Consider the following 17,998-nt stretch of genomic DNA (forward strand, 5'->3'; position numbering starts at 1 on the left):
TGCGAAACCCAGCGGTCGTCGTGGTGTTGTGCGGTTGGTGGCGGGGCGGATCATTCGCGAGGTGGTGGTCTGCTGTCGGCGCTGGGCGGGGCGAGGTCGTGCTCGTCGAGCATCGTCGTGTCCTGAGGTACGGGCTCCTCGGGGCGGTCGTGGGTCTGCCGCCAGCTGAGCAGGATGTGCTGGTTGGCCAGGCAGACCATGAGCGCGGTCAGCAGTGTTTGGGCCACGCGGCCGTGCGCGAGCCGGTTCTTGGGGTCACCGACATCGATGTGGTGGCCCTTGATCCTGCCGTTGATGCCTTCGGTGTTGGCTCGGATGCTCTTGTAGGCGTCCTGCCAGGTGGGGGTGAGGTAGTGCCGGTCCTGGCGGAGCTTGTCTTTGATGCCGAGGTCGTCGGGGCGCAGCGTGATGGTCGACTTCTGGCAGATGCGTGGCAGTTCGGCCAGGGGAAGGGGCCGTTTTCTTTCGTTGTCGGGCAGTTGGATCGTGGGTTTGGCGGCCAGGTGGGCGGCGCGCTGGCGGGCGTTGGCCAGATCCACCGCCGCGGGAGAGGCGGGTGGGGTGGGGCGGGTGTGGCCCCGGCGCGGGCAGGTCACCGAGGGGGAAGGACCCGCGGCCGGACATTGCAGTCGTATGCGTTCTTGGGCGTCGGGGCTCTGTTTGAGCTTGAGCCGGTAGGGCTCGCGCTCTGCGATCGGCTCGTTCAGTTGCTCGGGTGGGGTGCGCATGGTTTTGTCGCCCAGAACCTCTATCAGCTTATGTAGCCGACTGTCTGGGATATTTGAGGTACCTCAATCTCGTGCGACGTGCGAGACGGGCTTGCCGGCCTCCCTGACGATGCGCACCGCCCCGGCACGGAACTCCGGATCAAAGTGGCGCCTCGTGGTACCTGACACGCTTGAACCTTTCCTAATTCGGTCTCCACGCTGCGAGGGGGAACGCAGCACCCTGGAACCTTATAGGTTCCCAAGATTCCAACTAATCGGTGATCATTATCTAGGTTCTAAACGGTCCGGACTGGACCCATGTAAAAGACCCGTTGGTCGCCGGCCGGTCATCGCAACATCATCATCGTTCGCTGCTGGACGGTAGAACCCTCACAGGGGAAAGGAAAGCAATGCGTCTACGAATCACAAGTCTCACACTGGCCTGCGCAGCGGGGATCGCTACGACCACATTCACGGCCGCTCCTGCCCATGCTATTCCGACCAACTGTTCTGCGGGGGCCGCCTCGCGGACTGCTTCCATCGCGGTCTGCCAGTCGGGGACGGGTTCCTATCGGGCGGTCGCTTTCTGCGATTATCCCGACGGCACCTACGGCTCGGCATACGGCAACTGGGTATACATGCCGTCCAGTTCGTATTCGACGGCATACTGCCCCAATAAATCCGTGTACGGCGGGCAGAGCATTCTCGATTTTGGATTTTACGAGAGGCGCTGATATCTGAGTGATGAGCCTCTCGGCTCCTCGCTCGCCGTACCGGAAAGCCTTATATTCTGAGATCGATATCTTGCGCGTTCGAGTCCGCCGGTTCGCCGGGATGATCTCGGCGAATTGGCCTCACCGGATGTATGGGGCGCGAGTCGGCGCCGGTGCCAAGAGTACGCATGGCCGGCCGGGCGTAACGGTATCTGGGGTGATGTGGTCATCGCGGGGCGATGATCAACCGCCAGGCACACGCCACGGTCTTGATCCACACCACCGCCCGCGGTTGTCCTGCGCGGTCAACGACCTCACCCTGCGGTCCCCGGTCGCCGCGTTCGCCTCGGGCAAGAACCGCGTCGACGAGGCCGCCGGGTCCGCGGTCAGTGAGGTGGTCGACTGACGACCGGCACCATGCCGACGAATGACGAGACCTCACCGATGAACACACACTGGGGGCCGTCCAGTCGTTCCGGCTGATTGATCGCGGCGTGTGGCTCGGCGGGGATGTCTTGGGGCGCTGTCAGATCAGGAGCAGGGTCTTGCCCAGGGCACTGCGTGATTCGATCGCGGTGTGCGCGTCCGCGGCGCGTTCCAGCGGGAAGGTCTGCCCGATGATCGGCCGGATCCGGCCCGCCACCGCTTCCGACATCATCTGCTCGGCCCACCGGCCCATCCGTGGCCCGAAACCGAAGAGCTGCTCGATCCCGATCACCTCGATCCCGCGCTGTCGCGCCTGCTCAGGGTCGATCGCCGTGACCTGGCCGCTGGAGGCGCCGTGGACGGAGAAGCGGCCGCCGTCCGCCGTCACCTCGAACGAGGCCTGGCCGATCTCTCCACCGACCCCGTCGAACACCACATCGGGGCCCGCACCACCGGTCGCCTCACGTACCTGCTTCGTCCAGTTGGGATCGGAGTAGTCGACCGCGACCTCCGCGCCCAGATCGCGAGCCAGCTCCAGCTTCCGCGCGCCGCGCGCGGCTCCGATGACCCTGGCGCCGGCCGCCTGAGCCAGTTGCACCAGCAGGCTGCCGACACCGCCACTCGCCGCTTCGACCAGCACCCACTCCCCGGAACGAATCCGGGCTCCCTCGACCAGGCCCAACGCGGTGCTGCCGTCGGTGTGCAGGGCGACGGCCTCGGGCAGTCCCAGTCCTTCCGGCACCGGGATCAGGTCCTCCACGGCGGCCACCGCGCGCTCGGCGAAGCCGCCGCTCTCCCCGGTGCCGGCGATGACGCGCCGTCCTGACCAGCCCGGATCCACGTCCTCCCCGAGCGAACTCACCCGGCCGGCCACCGTACCGCCCGGCACGTACGGCAGCTCGGGCCTGCTGTGCCACTTGTCGATGCCACGCCGGATCTGCGTCTCGACGAATGTGATGCCCGCGACGGATACGTCGACGACCACCTGGCCCGGCCCGGCGACCGGATCCGGCACCTCGCCCGGAACCAGCACCTCGGGACCTCCGAAACGCATCGCCTGTACCACCCGCATGTCGATTGCTCCCTCGCACTTGGCCCACCCGCGCACCGGTGCAGAGAAGTCTCCAACCTCAACCTCAATCGAGGTCAAGCGACCGTGAGCCATGTCCACCGAACTCGCCGCAGCCACCTGCGGCCTGATCTGCCCCGACACTCCGGGTAGCGGAGATGGCGCTGGTCCTGTGGCCGCTGGGCGGGCTGGTTTCGGCTCGTGTGGTGGCTTTGGCGGAGGGGGCTGGTGGTGGTGGACCGCTGTGAGCGCGTGTGGGATCGGCCGGTGGGCGTGCGAACCCCAGTGGTCGTCGTGGTGTTGTGCGGTTGGTGGCGGGGCGGATCACTCGCGAGGTGGGGCCTGCTGTCGGCGCCGGCCGGAGTGTGCGGGCGCAGCGGGCTAGGAGTTGCCCGTCGCGTGGCACAGTTGGGCGAAGGCATGGTCTGCGTCGGCGACCGCCTCGGGGTGCACATCGTGTGCGGTCCGCCCGTCGGCGATCTTCTGCCAGTTGGTCCGGGCCAGTACGCGTTGAACCGCGATCACCTGGGCGGCTTGCAGCCGGCCCCGGACACCCGGGTCGAGGACGGCGGCCAATGCGTCCTCGTCGTCGAGCATGTACTGCAGGAGCCGTCCCGCCAGGGTTGGGGTGGTGAACACCAGCCGATGAAACGCCACCACCTCAGGATGATCGTTGAGGCCGGTGACCGGCTCGAAGCGGTCGAGACCGGCCAGGAAATGCCGGTGCAGCGCCGCTGTCGGCGCGATACCCGGAGGGCGATCGCGGACCACGCGTGCGGCCTCACCGTTGTGGTCGGCGAAGCGGTGCAGGATCAGGTCTTCCTTGGTGGCGAAGTAGCGGAACAGCGTCGGTTTCGACACCTCGGCCGTCGCGGCGATGTCGGACACCGATACCTGGTCGAACCCGCGCGCCAGGAACAGCGAGATCGCCGCCTCGGCGATCGCGTCCCGGGTTCGTACCTTCTTGCGGGCCCGCAGCCCGACCGGCTCACTCACCCTATCAGGGTAACATTCGTTACCGGGTTGCGTTTTTAACTCGGTAACGAAAAAATGGCGCCCATGGAACAGACAGACACTCCGCCGCACTCCGTCGACGACGGCGAGGCTGCCATGACACCCGCAGGAGGGCCTCCGGTGCTCGTCACCGGGGCGACCGGACGCATCGGCCGCGCCGTGGTCGACCTGCTGACCGATGCGGGCGTGCCGGTCCGTGCCCTCGTGCGCCGCTCCGAGTCGGCGGCGACACTGCCCGCCAACGTCGAGATCGTCACCGGCGATCTCACGGTGCCCGAATCGCTCGACGCCGCGCTGCACGCCATCAGTACGGTCTTCCTGGTCTGGACCGCCCCGCCGCAGACCGCGGCGGCCGTCGTCGACCGGCTGGCCGCCCACGCACAGCGGGTCGTCTATCTGTCCGCACCGCACCGGACCCCGCACCCGTTCTTCCGGCAACCGAACCCGATGGCGGTGCTGCACGCCGAGATCGAGCGGCTCATCGCGGCCACCGGACTCGACTCGACGATCGTCCGGCCTGGGATGTTCGCGTCGAACGCCCTGTTCTGGTGGTCCGCCGCGATCCGTGGCGAAGGCGTGGTCCGGTGGCCGTACGGCGCGGCCGAGACGGCCCCGGTCGACGATCGAGACGTGGCCGCGGTCGTCGCGCGGACCCTGCGCGAGGGCGGACACGCCGGCGGTGACTACGTCCTGACCGGCCCCGAGTCACTCACTCAGGCCGAACAGATAAGCGTCATCGGAGACGTGCTGGGCCGCCGGCTGACGTTCGAGGAACTGCCGCCCGACGAGTTCCGGCGCGAGACCCCGGAAGCCTCGCGCCCGGCCGTGAACATGCTCCTGGCGGCGTGGAACGCCGCGATGGGACGCCCGGCATACGTCACCTCGACGGTGTCCGACCTCCTTGGAAGGCCACCGCGAACCTTCCGCCAGTGGGTCACCGACCACGCCACCTCGTTCACCGGGAACCCCGCCCGATGAATCGACCAATCTCCTTCTGACAACTCCACTCACGCCCTACCAACCCCGAAGCCGGTCCCGCCACATGGCCGCTACCAGGAGGTTGGTAGCGGCCATCGGCGTTACCGAGTGACTGTGCCTCACGGAGTGGCCGCAGCCTCCCAGCCGTCGTACTCGGCGTGGTGCCGAGCCGCCAGGGCGTCGAAAAGGTCGCGCGTCTCCCGTACGAAGTCCGGTGAGAGCACCGCGTTCGTCATCCCGCGGGGTCGCTTTTTTCGACCTGGGGCGGACTTGATCACGGTTTGGTGTCGCGCGATCGGCCGATCTTGACGTGGGAGCAGCCATAAGGCGTTATTAGAACGTATGTTCCCATCTGTGTAGGAGGTCTTCGTGCGCCACCCACTGGTTCGTCGATTAGTCGCTTACTGCGGCGCAGTCGGCCTGCTCACCGGCCTGCTCACGGTTGCGGCCCCCGCCGCCTCGGCGGCCGACACCACGACCGACCTCGGGGTGACCTTCGACTCCTACACCGCCGACCTGGCCGTCGGCGGCGGCCGGGTGTTCGTCGCCGCCGACGACCGGATCATCGTGGCCGACACCGGCGGAAACCTCACCGGCGGCGTCGTCACCGGCCTGTCCGGCGTCCGCGAGCTGGCCATGAACGCGAACGACACCCGCCTGTACGCGGCGCTCGCCGGCTCGAACGAGGTGGCCGAGATCGACACCGCGAGCCTCGCCGTCACCCGGCGGATCGACCTGTCGGCCCACCCGTGCCCGTCCACCCTGGCATTGCTGGGCGAGCGGCTGTGGGTGGGGCACGGGTGCGACAACGGCCCTGGCGGCGTCGTCGGCCTGGATCTGAGCGCGGCCACACCGGCGCCGGTGGCGGTCGGGGGCGAGCACCTGCACGCTCCCGTGCTCGCGGCCGCCGGCGACACGCTCGTGGTCGGCCGGACCGGCCTGCACCACGCCGACATGCTGGTCTACGACGTCGGCGGCGACACCCCGGAGCCGCGCGGCACGATCGACGGCGAGGAGTGGCGCATGGACTACCTGCGCGACCTCGCCCTGACCTCCGACGGCACCACCCTGTTCTCCGCGGCCGACACCCCCGGACACTTCACCAGGTACGACACCGGGACCCTGGCGGCGACCGGCACCTACGGCGACGGCTGGGACGGGTATCCGTCGGCCGTGGCGCTCGACTCGGGCGGCGCCTACGTCGCCGCGGGACGCCAATGGGGCGGCACCGACCTCACGCTCTACGACGCCGCGACCGGCGCGGCGATGTTCGCGGCCGACCAGCCGGACGCCGAACTGCTCCCGGACGGCGTCGCGTTCTCCGGCCCGGACGTCTTCGTGCTGCTGCGGAGCTCCGCGAACCGGCTGCTGCTGTGGCGGGTGACGGGCGTCGCGCTGCCGGCGTCCAATCTGACGGTGAGCGCTCCGGCGCGCGTGTTCCTCGGCTCGCCGGTCACCGTCGAGGGGCGGCTCACCCGCACCGACGGCAAGGCGCTCGGGCTCAAGCCGCTCGCGGTGACCCGACGCCTGCTCGACGGGACGAAAGAGCCGATCACCGGCGTGACGACGCAGAAGAACGGCACGTTCACCTTCGAGGACAGGCCGTCGGACGTCGGTGAGGTGACCTACCTGGTGTTCTGGGACGGCGACGACCACTACCGCCGAAGCAGCGCCTTTGTCACCGTGACGGTCAGGCACGTATCCATCCTCACCATGGACGGGCCGCAGTCAGGCGTCGTCGGCACGGCCATGGAACTGACCGGCGTGCTGACGGCGGGTGACAAGCCGCCCTCGCCGGGGGCCACGCTCACCGTGCAGCGCAGCGTGTACGTCGACAACGTCAACGCTGGAAGCGTCAAGCTGCCGCCGGTGAGCGTGAACGCCGACGGCACGTACACGTTCACCGACACGCCGGCCATCGCCGGCAGGTACAGCTACCTCGCGTCGTGGTCAGGAGAGGCCACGGCCGGGCCGGCCAAGGCCACCCATCAGATCATGGTCGAGTGACCTGACGGCCGTGCCCGGCCATCGGGCCGGGCACGGCCGTCGACCCTTCATCGCACCGCAGAAACGGAAGCGTCGCCCTCTGCTTCAAAGAGGCGGAGCTACCGCGTGACCGGCAGCGATGCACACAGATCGCCGCGGCCGACGGGCAAGGAGTGCGCGCCACCTGAAGCCGGGCCGCACTTCTGGCGCTGCTGCCTGGTGCCGCTCACGTGCCCGCCGCCCGGCCCCGGCCTTGTTGAGTGACCTTTCACCTCAGGCCCGGAGGAACTCGGCGATCGGCTCGGCCTGGCCGAAGATGGCGTGACCGGCCTCGGGGAGCAGGTTCACGGTCGAGTGCGGGATGTACTCACGGACGCGTCGCGCGGTCTGGTGGGAGTCGAACATGGCGTCACGGTCACCGACGATGACGAGTACGGGCATGGTGAGGCCGCCCAGCGCGTCGTCGGGGAATACCGGGAGCCTCTCCCTGCGCGGGTTGAAGTGCGTGAACGTCAGGACGACGGCGTCGAGCGCCTGCCGGTCCTTCTCCCCGTCCAGTCCTGCGACGGCCATCGCCGACTCGCGTAGTCCATCGCGCCGGAACGGACGGGTCAGCAGGGCCTTGAAGATCCAGCCGACCTTCTGCCGTCCCACGCCGCCGGGGCACATCAGCACCAGGCGGGTCACTCGTTCTGGACGGCGGATGGCGTAGTCCAGGGCCGTCCAGCCGCCGAGGGACGCGCCGACGAACGCGGCGTTGGTGATCCCGAGCCCCTCCCGTACGTCGTCCAGCCAGAGGGATACGGCGTCGGAGTCCAGAGCGGGGCGCGAGGGCGCGCTCAGGCCCGGCTCGCCGACGAGGTCGACGGCGTAGCTGCGGAAGTGCTGCGACCAGGTGGCGATATCTCCTCGCCACATCGACGCGTTCGCGCCCGAGCCGTGCAGCAGCACCATGGGCGGCGCGTCCTGCGGGCCGGAGACGAGGACGAAGGTCTCGCCCTCGCGAGTCGGCACCCGTAGGTGCTCGGCGGGCACCGGCCAGGCATCCAGCACCTGCCGGTAGTGGTCGCGGAGCTCGCGTCCACCGGCCTCGGACTTGTAGATCATGGCCATGACGACTGCACCTCCAGCCGCGCGTCGAGCGCGTTGAAATGTGGAACGAGCCACAGTGAAGGCCTTGTCACCGTGTCAAGGTCAAGCGGGATCACGTCGCGAGATGGTCTGCCCCGTGTCCGGTGGTGTCAGGGCGCCGGTGGAGGTTCGAGTTCGCGTCGCTGGACAGGGCGAAGCCGACGCTGCGGCGATCGCGACTGGATGGGGACGTAGCCGGCGGTGGCCTCCTCCAGCTCCGCCGAGCGCTGCCGCTCCACCGCGGACAGTTGCGCGTCCTCTCCCTCGACCCCGGCCGGGAATGACAGGACGCCGTTGAGGTGGATGCCGATGACGCGCTCGGGGGCGAGGTGACCCATCTCCGGGGCGACGAACGCGCCGGTGTCGCCGCCCTGAACGCCGTACCTCTCGTAGCCGAGCACGGTCATGAGCTCGACGAACGCCCCGGCCATGCGGGCGGCCGTCCAGCCGGGCTCGGCCAGCGGCGTCGAGAACGCGAACCCGGGGAGCGAGGGGATCACCAGATGGAACTCCTTGGCCAGCGGTTCGATCACGTCGAGGAGCTCGACGAACGAGCTGGGCCAGCCGTGCAGGAGCAGCAACGGCAGCGCGCCGGGATCATCCGAACGGACGTGTGCGAAGTGGATGGTCTGTCCGTCGATGACGGTCGTGAACTGCGGCAGCTCATTCAGCCTGCGCTCCTGTGCCCGCCGGTCGAAGCCCGTGAGCCAGTGCTCGACCAGCTCCCTGGCGTAAGCCACCGGCGTGCCTCGGCTCCAGCCGACACCGGGCAGTTCCCCGGGCCAGCGCGTCTGGGTCAGACGATCCCGTAGGGCGTCGAGTTCGGCCTGCGCCACGTTGATATGGAAGGGGACGACGGATGTTTTCTCTGTCATGAGCGCGACCGTAGGATCAATCGCGGTCAGGTAGCGTCCGCCGGGAAAACAGCGGTCGGGCAAGCGACCGTGCGGGCCGCTCGTTGGTTGCGTCCGAAAAGTGCCAGTGCCCGCTGCTTCATCACTGCTTGGCTGGGTGCCTGCACGCCACGCGCACCTGCCTGAACGGGAATCATGTCTACCGCCACGCTCGCCCGACCCCGCTCGCCCCTCACCGGCTGGCTCGCGGTCACCTCGCTCATGCTGGGCATCTTCGCCATCGTCACCAGCGAAATCCTGCCCATCGGCCTGCTGACCGCCATCGGCGCCGACTTCGGCATCTCCGACGGCATCACAGGGCTGACCATGACGCTGCCCGGCATCGTCGCCGCGGTCGCCGCACCCATCGTCACACTGACCACTGCGCGCCTGGACCGCCGCGTGATGCTGTGCGTCCTCATGGCGGTGCTCGCCGTGGCCGATGTGCTGGCCGCAGTGGCGACCTCCTACTGGGTCATGCTGATCTCCAGGGTGCTCGTCGGCCTCACCATCGGCGGCTTCTGGTCGATCGGGGCCGGGCTGGCCGGCCGCCTGATGCCGCCGCACGCCGTAGGCACCGCCACCGCTGTGATCTTCTCCGCCGTGCCACTGGGCTCCGTACTCGGCGTACCGGCCGGCACCTTCATCGGCAACCTCGCCGGCTGGCGAACCGCCTTCCTGGTGCTGGCCGCGCTGGCCATCCTGGTCCTGGCCGCCCTGCTGATGCTGCTGCCGCCGCTGCCCGCCCACCAGGTCACCAGCCCTCGCGTCCTGCTCGACCTGCTGCGCGCACGGGGGGCCACCATCGCCCTGCTGGCCACCTTCCTCATCGTCTTGGCCCACTTCGGCACCTACACCTATGTCACGCCATTCCTCCAGGACGTCACCGGCCTGCCTCCCACAGCCGTCAGCGCCGTCCTGCTGGCGTACGGCATCGCCGGAATCGCCGGCAACTTCCTGGCCGGCAAAGCCACCGCCACACGCCTGCGAGCCGCTTTCGCAACCTGCGGTTGCCTGATCGCGGCCACCACCTTGCTGCTGCCCTCGGTAGGCGGCACGACCGTCGGCGCCGTGGTACTGCTCGTGATCTGGGGCCTGGCCTACGGAGGCGTGCCCGTCTGCTCGCAGGCATCGTTCATCACCGCCGCCCCTCACACGCCCGAAGCCGCCACGGTCGTCTTCACCTCCTCCTTCCAGGCGACCTTCGCCCTCGGCGCGTTCCTCGGAGGCCGCGTCGTCGACTCCTTCTCGGTCTCCACCGTGATGATCTGTGGCGGGCTGACCGCTCTGCTCATGGCGGTATCCCTATGGTCACTCACCAAATCCCGCTGAGCCGGCGCCCTGCATCCCCGCAGCCGACAGGAGCCGCGGCTGAGCCGTCCAAACAGTCCCGACCTCGGGAAACGATCAACCTGGGTCTGGGGAGCGATTTTCAGCGCCTTGCTTCCATACCAGTTCAGGCTGACTCGTGAACACCCCACCAGGTCAGAGGCCCCCTCCAAGAGCATCGGGCGGACCCTACGTCATCAAGCCCGGCCGTGCGGTGCTAAGCCCTGGTGAGCCAGGTGACCTGGGTGCCGTTGTCGAAGGACTTGCGCTGGGTGGGGGTGAACAGGGTGGGGCGGAACGTTCCGGAGAACATGGAGATGCCCGTTCCCGCCACCACGGGGTAGCTCTTGAGGATGATCTCGTCGATCTCCGGGAGCAGGGAGGAGGCGAGCTTGCCACCGCCGCAGAGGTAGATGTCCATGCCGGTGTCCTCGGCCTTCAGCCGCCGGACGAGCTCGATCGGGTCGCCCGTCTCCACCCGCACGGTGGGGTCGTCGATCGTCAGCGTGCTGGAGACGACGTACTGGCGCAGGTGGGCGTACGGGCTGGTGGTGGGGACGGTCAGGGCCGGCTCGTAGGTGCCGCGGCCCATCACCAGGGTGTCGAAGACCTTGTTGGGCGCGTCGTCGAGGCCGACCAGCTTGCGGACATGGGTGGGGAGGGTCTCGGGGTAACGGTCGTTGATCCAGGCGACCATCTGGTCCGACACGGGGTAGAAGTCGAACTCGGCGTTGGGGCCCGCGATGTAGCCGTCGAGCGAGACGGCGATGTAGTAGACAAGCTTTCGCATATCGAGCAACTCCCGATGTAGTACTCTGTTTGGAGTGGTTAAAACGTAGTACTACAGGCGGAGTGGTGTCAATGCGGAGAAATCCCGAGCGGCGGCAGACGCTGATCGACGCGGCCATCGAGGTGCTGGCCAAGGAGGGAGCGCGGGGGCTGACCTTCCGGGCCGTCGACGCGGAGGCGGCCGTGCCCCCGGGCACCGCCTCCAACTACTTCGCCAACCGCGACGATCTGTTCACCCAGGTCGGCGGACGTATCTATGAGCGGTTGCTGCCCGACGAGGCCACGATCGCCCGCAGCCGGGAAGGCGTGCAGGACCAAACCCGCTATGCCGAGCTCATGCACGAACTGGTGCATCGGGTCTCCGCCTTCAACTCCGGCTACCTGGCCCTGCTCGAACTCCGGCTTGAGTCCACTCGGCGCCCCGAGCTGCGCGCCGTGCTGACCAAGCGCATCCGCGAGGACATCGACGCCAACATCGGCCACCACACAGCCTCGGGTCTGCCCGGCGACTCGACCTCGGTGATGCTCCTCTACCTCGCTCTGAACTGGCTCATCGTGGAACGGCTGACACTGCCCGACATCTTCACCGAGCAGGAGATCCACGAGCTGGTGGACGCCGCCGTGCAAAGATCGCTGAATATCTGACCCGAGAGTGCTGCTCCCGGGAGGGGACGGTGAACAGGTCGGGGACCGGCCGGCCATCATCGGTCGCCATGGTCCGCTCCGGCGGCGACCAGGGCGCGGGCGTCGTCGGGGCGGTTGGCGAAAACGCCCCGGCGTGGCGTTCGAACGCGCCCGCGGACGCACGCCCTCTGCCCGGCGTCACTCCTCATGATCGATTGTAGGGTGAGGCGTTCGCCCCCATCCCCCTGAACCCCCGGGAAGCGTCCCGTGTTACGTCGTCACCGTTCAGCCCTGCCCGCCCTGCTCGTCACCGGTCTGTACGGCGCCGCGCTGACGGTCGCCGTCGTCGTCGCCCTGACCTCTGGCGACCTCGGCCCGTTGTGGTGGCTGACGCTGTTCGCGACCATGACCGAAGGTGTCGCGGCGACAGGGCAGAACCTGCTCCTCCTGGTCCTGGCCGGGCTGTCCTGGGCATGGGGGATCTGGCAGATCCTGCGCGGGCCACTGGCGGGGCCGCCGCCCCGGCAGGACCGGAACACCCTGCGGTTGCGCGTGGCGCTCTACGTCGCGACGGCTACGACGTGGCTGCTCCACGTCACCGAGTCGTTGATCTGGGCGGATGCGACGGTGATCATCTCTGCGGTGATGTGGGTGGTCGTGCTGCTGTTCATGCGGGTGCTGGGTGGCGACCGGCCGTACATGCGGGGCGCGGGGGTGCTGGGGTACGGCGGTTTCACCGTCATCGGCGTGCTCGACCTCGTCGGCCGGCCCGTCCCGGATGCGGCGGAGTCGATCTGCGGTCTGGCCGGCCTGGTCTGGACGGTGCTGGTCCTACGGGCCCAGAGGGACGACGACCGCTGGGGGACGGCGACCGTCGCATACGGTGTCGCCGCCCTGGTGGTGCCGATCTTTCTGGTGCTGGCGGCATTGCCGTTCCTGGGCGGGGGAGGCGCTGTCGAGGCTCTCGGTGTGGTCTCGAGCGTCCTGATCATGATCTGGCTGGCCCGCTCCGCCCACGACCTCGCCGCCCCGCGCCACCAACCGGCCGCCCAGACCACGTCGGAGGCATGAGCAGTCGCGCTGCCGGCCATCGCCATGGTGATCATTCGTCCGGGCGATTCTGAGCGCGCCGCCCTGAGGTGCTCCAGAGATTCCGGACAGGCCGGCGCTCCGGCCGTCCGAGTGGTCAGTCGACACGACGGAAGGCCGCGCGGTAGTCGCTCGGGCGTCGTCCGGTGTGCTTGGCGAAGAGGGCGGCGAACGTGCCGGGGTCCTTGTATCCGACCGCGGCGGAGATGCCGGCGACGGTTCGGTTCGTGGTCTCAAGGAGGTGGCGGGCGCGACGGACACGCGACGACTGCAGGTACTCCAGCGGGCTCTGGCCGGTCTCGTCCGCGAAGCGCCGCAGCAGCGTCCGAGTGCTGACCTTGAACGTGTCCGACAACGCGGCGAGGTCGTATCGGGCGGCGAGGTGCTGGTCGAGCCGCCGCATGACCTGGTGGGAGAACTCGTTTCCGGGCCGCGGAAGAAATCGTGCGTCGACATATGGAGTCTGGGACGATCGCGCATCGTCGACGAGTGTCACCCGTGCGGTTGTCCGTGCCACGCCGGCACCGCTGTGCCGGCGGATCAGATCCAGCGCGAAGTCGTACATGGCACTGAAGGCCGCCGTGGTCGTCACCCCCGTGTCGGTGACGACCAGACGCTCAGGTCGGACGTCGGCGTCCGGACAGCGTCGAGCCAGTTCGTCCGCGAGGAGCCAGGCCGTCGTGGCGCGGCGTCCGTCGAGGAGTCCGGCCTCGGCGAGCAGGAACGCACCGACACAGATCGAGACGACGGCAGCGCCCGCCGCGGCGTGTGAACGGATCGCCGCGATCTCAGGGACGAGGGGTGCGAGCTTCGCGTCCACGTCGAGGCCCGGCACGAGTTCGAACCCCGGCACGACAAGGACGTCCACCTCGCGCAGCGGTGAGACGTCCAACGCCGCACCACCCGACGCGGCGACACGACGACGAGGCGAAACGATCGACACCTCGTATCCGGAGCCGTCCGGTCCGGCGACGTGCGTGGCCATCGTCAAGAGATCGGGTACGCCGAACACCTCGGACGCGAAGCAGCCTGGATAGGCCAGGACACCAACCCGCAGCGCGCTCACGCTCGCCTCCTCACCGCCGCCTCTGGCGAGATTACCCGCATACATGGCGACCTGGCCTCTCACCTTGTGCCGGGGCATCGGTCCACGCTGTCACCATGAGCGCTGCCAGCGGAGGACTTGACGACATGATCACGGATTTCTCCCGCCGACTCGTGGATGTGGAGGGGGTGGTGAAGACGGTGTACGCCGCGGGTTCCGGGCCGGCCGTCGTGTTGATGCCGGAGATGCCCGGCATCAGTCCTGACGTCCTTCGACTGGCGCGGTGGGTACGGGACGCGGGCTTCACGGTCTATGTCCCCTCACTTTTCGGGATCGACGGTGCCTATCCCACGGCCGAGGGCGGTACGGAGGTTGTCCGCCGCGCGTGTGTCAGTGCCGAGTTCCGCGCGTTCGCCGGGGGCGGCACCAGCCCGGTCACGGCATGGCTACGTGGGCTCGCGCGCCAAGCCCACGGCGAATGCGGCGGCCCGGGAGTCGGCGCGATCGGACTGTGCTTCACCGGCAACTTCGCTCTCACGATGGCACTTGAGCCGGCTGTCATCGCGCCAGTGGTCAACCACCCGTCGCTGCCGCTGGACGACCCTGCCGGACTCGAGATCGGCGACGAGGACGCACGCGCGGTCCGAGAGCGCATCGCACGCGACGGACTGAAGGTTCTCGCCTACCGCTTCGACGACGACCGCTGGTGCACCGGCCAGCGCTTCGCCGCCTACCAGGCGCTCCTCGGCGACGCCTTCGACGGCCGTGTTCTTCCGGGCGGTTCCGCGAACACCAGCCCGCCACCGTTCTTCGACGACGTGGTCGGGACCCCCCACAGCGTTGTCACCGCCCACCTCGTCGACGAGGACGGACATCCCACGCTGAAGGCCAGGGACGAGATCATCGCCTTCCTGGCCGACCGCTTGAGCCCGTTCGAACATTCCGGGACGACATCCGACTGAGCGGCACAACGGTCGCCGGTGCAGTCGGCGATCAGATCCGGGCGTCGTGTCCGGCGCAGACCGTTGAGCAGCCACGCCTATCACCTCTAGAACTGGGAAGGTCCTGGTGGTTACGGGGAGCGCGTTCCTAGGCGCTTACGATTACTGGACGGGGCGCCACTTTGCGGAAAAATCTTGATGAAGTAGCCTGGTCTGCGTGACTGCCGGGTCGGCCTTGGGCCACGAACCAGAGAGCAGCCCGGCTGACGCTTGATCGCCGGGCGGGCCCGCGGCCCGCCGTCTTCTTCTCCATTCAGTACGGCACAGTGGAAACCACCAATGGAGAAGAATGGATTTCAACAAGCAGGTCATCGACGAGTTCCGCGCCAACAACGGCCAGGTCGGTGGCTATTTCGAGGGAGCGCGACTGCTCCTGCTCACCACCACGGGCGCCCGCTCGGGCAAGCCGCACACGACCCCGCTCGGCTACCTGCCCGACGGCGGCGAGCGCATGCTGGTCATCGCCTCGGCCGGGGGAGCGCCGAACAACCCGGCCTGGTACCACAACCTGAAGGCCGACCCGCGCGCCACCGTGGAGACCGGCGTCTTCGTCCTCGATGTCGAGGCGGAGGTCCTGGAGGGCGCCGAGCGTGACGCGGCGTTCGCCCGCGCGGTGGAAGGCGACCCTGGCTGGGCCGACTACCAGGCCAAGACGACGCGTACCATCCCGGTCGTCACACTTCGCGTGATCGGCCCGCCCCGGGTCGGCGCACCGTCGGGCGGTGCGTACCTCAAGCTGGTGCACGACGGCTTCCGCCGTGAACTCGCGCTGATTCGCAAGGAACTGTCCGGTTCGGGACGGCCAGGCCTGGGCGTGCAGCTTCGGATCAACTGCCTGACCGTCTGCCAGGGGCTGCACAATCACCACACGGGCGAGGACACCATGATGTTCCCCGGCCTGGCCGAGCGGCATCCCTCGCTCGCTCCGGCCTTGAAGCGGTTGGCCAGGGAGCACGAGCGCATCGCCGTACTCCTGGAAGAGCTGAAGCAGGCCCTATCCGGTGAGGATCCGCTGAAGGTGCGGGCCGAGATCGAGCGGCTCGTCGACGAGCTCGAGGCGCACCTGACGTATGAGGAGGAGCAGCTGATCCCGATTCTCGATCTTGCTTGAAGTCCGAGGAATGCCGACGAGCAGGGATCGGGGAAACGATCTGCGCTGCCCTCCTGAACGTCCGGCTCAGCCGTACTCGTGAACACCCCACCAGAGGCGGTTGACGAGATCCCGCCCGATCGGGCGGGATCTCGTCGTTCTCCGTGACAGGCCGCGCTGTCGGCGAGCGGTCCTGGCGTGGTGGCCGCCTCGAACCCGGGAAACGGCCGGCCTTCACACGGGAAGCGATCTTCGGCTGTACCTATTCCAGCGGGCCGTCACCTGCCGTGAACACCTCACTCAGGGGTCGTTCCGGAGACGGCCCGGAGGCGGTCGGCGCAGCCGGTGTGCCGGTGCCGGCGCTGTGGTGTTCGGGCAGCCAATCGCGGGCGGCCTTTCGCGGTGCCGGTGTCACCTCGGCCGGCTGCGGGCGGCCGGGGCGGGGCGCTCGGCGTACGGGTGAGTCATCGACGCCCGTAGGTGAGACGCCGCAGCGCGGCCTCGGCCGGGCCCCTTCGCCCGCCGGGCGCCGACAGCGCGGCGAGCACCACGGTGGTCAGCCAGGTCATCACGGCTATGCCGGACGCCGCAGCGTCACCGACATGCGCGCCGAGCCCTCCGGTGTACGGCGCGAACACCGCCACGAAGATCACCGACTGGAGGAGGTAGCAGGTCAGCGACCACTGACCGCACGCGGCGAGAGCTCTGACGACCGGACCGGGATGGCCGCGCCCTATCCTGTCGGCGAGGAGCCCGACGATCGCCGCGTACGCGAGCCCGCCGGCGATGCCCGTCACGCTGTGCAGCGTGTACATCGATATGGCGATCGTGTCCGACGGCATCCAGATCCGGGTGTCGATCAGCATCAACGGCGCTCCGCCGACGACGGCCAGCCCGAGACCCGTGGCGGCGACCCGGGAGAGCAGGTTCCGGTGCGACGCGGGGTCCTCCAGCACGCGGCGCCGGGCCGCCCAGATCCCGAACAGGAAGGCCGGCGCCACGCTGACGGCGAAGTACGTGGGCGTCATTCCGGACCATCCGATGAGCCGCATCACGGTCGCTTCGATCGGGTCCGCCAGGGCGGCGGGCGTGTCGCCCTTCGGCGCGGAGACGGTGAGCAGCCCGAAGCCGACCAGCACCACGACGTGCGACACCAGTCCGACTGCGGCGGCCCGCAGCACGGCCCTGTCCTCGCGCCGGACGAAACCGACGAGCATGAGCCCCACCAGCCCGTACGCCCCGAGGATGTCACCGAAGAACAGCAGCAGCGCGTGGCAGAACCCGAACGCCAGCAGCCACAGGTTCCGGCGGCGCAGCACCTTGCGCACCTGCGGCCAACTCCGGCCCGTGGCGAGCTGCCGGTTGGCGAGCTGCACCAGGCCGTAACCGAACAGGGCGGCGAACATGGGTAGCGCCCGTCCGTCCACCAGCAGGATCTGCACCCCGGCGACCAGCCGGTCCGAAGCGTCGCCGTCGAGTGCGTAGCCGCGGAAGCCCGCCTCGTGGCCTGACAGGTACATGTGCGCGTGGGCCAAGGCGATGAGCAGCAGCATCAGCCCGCGCGCGAGATCGGGCGCGAGCGCGCGCTGGACGAATGGACGGCATCGCCCGGCGCGCGGCCACGCCCCGCACCACCCTCTACCGTCGCTGGTCGGATCCGATCGAGGTACTCCTCGACGCGCTCTACCACCAGCACCCGGTCGAGGAGCCGACCCCGGGGGCCGACGACCTGCGCGGCGACCTGATCCGCGCCCTGCGTCTCATGGTCGAGTGGGCACTCAGCCCGGCGGGTCGCGCCGTCGCGGCCATCCTCACCGACCCGAGGAGCGCCGCGCTGATGTCCGAGGCCCTGTTCGAACGGGTCTTCGCCAACCGGGGCGGCACGTTCACCCGCACCGTGCTGCAGCACTACGCCGACCGGGGCCGCTTCCCGGCCGAACTGCTCACTCCGGTCGTGGCCGACATCGGCGAGGCCCTCGTCACCAAGCACCTGATCGACGGCGGAGCACCGCCCACCGACGAGGAGCTGGCAGCGATCGTCGACCAGGCGATCCTGCCCGCGATCGGGCTCGGCCCGCGAGCACCGCGAGCGTGAACTCGGAGAACGGCGCTCT

Annotated in this window: 17 protein-coding genes; 8 read left to right on the plus strand and 9 right to left on the minus strand. The window is 68.8% G+C overall.

All coding sequences use genetic code 11. The features are described from left to right. Positions 1–50: 50 nt before the first annotated feature. The 4 genes from AB0K21_RS35625 to AB0K21_RS35640 all read right to left on the minus strand — a co-directional run bounded on the left by AB0K21_RS35625 (position 51) and on the right by AB0K21_RS35640 (position 3,911). A complete protein-coding gene (locus AB0K21_RS35625) occupies positions 51–728 on the minus strand; it encodes a hypothetical protein (RefSeq protein ID WP_343976755.1) in 678 nt (225 codons plus the stop codon). A 63-nt stretch (positions 729–791) separates the two neighbouring features. After that, entirely contained in the window at positions 792–896 is a 105-nt protein-coding gene (locus AB0K21_RS35630) for a transposase (RefSeq protein ID WP_343976752.1), read from the minus strand. A gap of 1,050 nt (positions 897–1,946) precedes the next feature. Next, the gene (locus tag AB0K21_RS35635; protein WP_343976749.1) at positions 1,947–2,918 is read right to left on the minus strand and encodes a zinc-binding dehydrogenase; all 972 of its coding nucleotides are present in this window, start codon (positions 2,916–2,918) and stop codon (positions 1,947–1,949) included. 378 nt (positions 2,919–3,296) lie between these two features. Beyond that, positions 3,297–3,911 (minus strand): TetR family transcriptional regulator, encoded by a 615-nt coding sequence (locus AB0K21_RS35640; RefSeq protein ID WP_343976745.1) that lies wholly within the window; start codon positions 3,909–3,911, stop codon positions 3,297–3,299. Positions 3,912–3,974: 63 nt separating this feature from the next. Here AB0K21_RS35640 and AB0K21_RS35645 point away from each other — a divergent pair, with 63 nt between their 5' ends. Next, on the plus strand, positions 3,975–4,907 hold the full coding sequence (locus tag AB0K21_RS35645; protein ID WP_343976742.1) for an NAD(P)H-binding protein: 933 nt from the start codon (positions 3,975–3,977) through the stop codon (positions 4,905–4,907). 369 nt (positions 4,908–5,276) lie between these two features. Beyond that, positions 5,277–6,914 carry an Ig-like domain-containing protein gene (locus AB0K21_RS35650; protein WP_364156179.1) on the plus strand — a complete coding sequence of 546 codons (1,638 nt, stop codon included), beginning with the start codon at positions 5,277–5,279 and terminating at the stop codon, positions 6,912–6,914. 252 nt (positions 6,915–7,166) lie between these two features. Here the strand turns inward: AB0K21_RS35650 and AB0K21_RS35655 are convergent, their stop codons facing one another. Next, positions 7,167–8,006 carry an alpha/beta fold hydrolase gene (locus AB0K21_RS35655; RefSeq protein WP_343976736.1) on the minus strand — a complete coding sequence of 280 codons (840 nt, stop codon included), beginning with the start codon at positions 8,004–8,006 and terminating at the stop codon, positions 7,167–7,169. 128 nt (positions 8,007–8,134) lie between these two features. Then, a complete protein-coding gene (locus AB0K21_RS35660) occupies positions 8,135–8,899 on the minus strand; it encodes an epoxide hydrolase family protein (protein ID WP_343976733.1) in 765 nt (254 codons plus the stop codon). Positions 8,900–9,073: 174 nt separating this feature from the next. Between AB0K21_RS35660 and AB0K21_RS35665 the strand changes: the two genes are divergently transcribed. Then, a complete protein-coding gene (locus tag AB0K21_RS35665) occupies positions 9,074–10,249 on the plus strand; it encodes an MFS transporter (protein ID WP_343976729.1) in 1,176 nt (391 codons plus the stop codon). A 214-nt stretch (positions 10,250–10,463) separates the two neighbouring features. On the opposite strand, the gene AB0K21_RS35670 is transcribed toward AB0K21_RS35665, so the two are convergent. After that, on the minus strand, positions 10,464–11,036 hold the full coding sequence (locus AB0K21_RS35670) for a dihydrofolate reductase family protein (RefSeq protein ID WP_343976726.1): 573 nt from the start codon (positions 11,034–11,036) through the stop codon (positions 10,464–10,466). 71 nt (positions 11,037–11,107) lie between these two features. On the opposite strand from AB0K21_RS35670, the gene AB0K21_RS35675 reads away from it, so the two are divergent. Beyond that, the gene (locus AB0K21_RS35675; protein WP_343976723.1) at positions 11,108–11,680 is read left to right on the plus strand and encodes a TetR family transcriptional regulator; all 573 of its coding nucleotides are present in this window, start codon (positions 11,108–11,110) and stop codon (positions 11,678–11,680) included. Between the two features lie 246 nt (positions 11,681–11,926). Beyond that, positions 11,927–12,730 (plus strand): hypothetical protein, encoded by an 804-nt coding sequence (locus tag AB0K21_RS35680; RefSeq protein WP_343976720.1) that lies wholly within the window; start codon positions 11,927–11,929, stop codon positions 12,728–12,730. Positions 12,731–12,845: 115 nt separating this feature from the next. Here the strand turns inward: AB0K21_RS35680 and AB0K21_RS35685 are convergent, their stop codons facing one another. Then, a complete protein-coding gene (locus AB0K21_RS35685) occupies positions 12,846–13,814 on the minus strand; it encodes a helix-turn-helix domain-containing protein (RefSeq protein WP_343976717.1) in 969 nt (322 codons plus the stop codon). Between the two features lie 95 nt (positions 13,815–13,909). Here AB0K21_RS35685 and AB0K21_RS35690 point away from each other — a divergent pair, with 95 nt between their 5' ends. Both AB0K21_RS35690 and AB0K21_RS35695 read left to right on the plus strand, forming a co-directional pair. Further along, positions 13,910–14,755 (plus strand): dienelactone hydrolase family protein, encoded by an 846-nt coding sequence (locus AB0K21_RS35690; protein ID WP_343976714.1) that lies wholly within the window; start codon positions 13,910–13,912, stop codon positions 14,753–14,755. Positions 14,756–15,083: 328 nt separating this feature from the next. After that, positions 15,084–15,905 carry a nitroreductase/quinone reductase family protein gene (locus AB0K21_RS35695; RefSeq protein ID WP_343976712.1) on the plus strand — a complete coding sequence of 274 codons (822 nt, stop codon included), beginning with the start codon at positions 15,084–15,086 and terminating at the stop codon, positions 15,903–15,905. A gap of 443 nt (positions 15,906–16,348) precedes the next feature. Here the strand turns inward: AB0K21_RS35695 and AB0K21_RS35700 are convergent, their stop codons facing one another. Then, positions 16,349–17,437, minus strand: a complete 1,089-nt coding sequence (locus tag AB0K21_RS35700; protein WP_343976709.1) for a DUF418 domain-containing protein — start codon at positions 17,435–17,437, stop codon at positions 16,349–16,351. 41 nt (positions 17,438–17,478) lie between these two features. Here AB0K21_RS35700 and AB0K21_RS35705 point away from each other — a divergent pair, with 41 nt between their 5' ends. Next, positions 17,479–17,979 (plus strand): TetR-like C-terminal domain-containing protein, encoded by a 501-nt coding sequence (locus AB0K21_RS35705; protein WP_343976706.1) that lies wholly within the window; start codon positions 17,479–17,481, stop codon positions 17,977–17,979. Positions 17,980–17,998: the final 19 nt, after the last annotated feature.

It is taken from the genome of Streptosporangium sp. NPDC049248 (genome assembly GCF_040678965.1).
Taxonomy (GTDB): Bacteria; Actinomycetota; Actinomycetes; order Streptosporangiales; family Streptosporangiaceae; genus Streptosporangium; species Streptosporangium fukuiense.